Source organism: Seonamhaeicola marinus (assembly GCF_008085455.1).
Genome location: NZ_VSDQ01000912.1, coordinates 1 through 416 on the forward strand (window position 1 = coordinate 1; position 416 = coordinate 416).

A 416-nucleotide genomic window follows, 5' to 3' on the forward strand; every position below is an offset into this window, starting at 1 on the left:
GTTGTCAATCATGTTAGCTTCACGCGATGTACCTAAGGTAACCGTTGCTAAAGCTTGTGTTTCACCACGTGTAAATATTGAAGAACCGTGTGTAGATGGTAAATAATCTACCTCACACCAAATTGGTCTAATCTCTGTAGTTGCACGACCATCTAAACGGATACCTTCTTCTAAAACTAAATTTCTAACGGCGTCTTTTTGTACTTTACTAAAGTATTTTGATACTAAACCGCCAACCTCTTCAAGTTCTTCTTCGGTAAACTCAGCTTTTAAAGCGTCTTTCACTTCAGAAAAAGCCAAACCTCTATCATGTTTAGATGAAGCGCTTTTTGCAATCTCATAACATTTATCATAAGCAAACGCTTTTACTTTTTCAAGTATAGCATCATCTTCAGCTTCTGGTTCATATTCACGCG

At 37.3% G+C, this 416-nt stretch carries 1 pseudogene; it reads right to left on the minus strand.

The window, feature by feature from the left end:
- Positions 1-416, minus strand: a pseudogene (locus tag FUA24_RS24780) (polyribonucleotide nucleotidyltransferase); the annotation flags it as partial.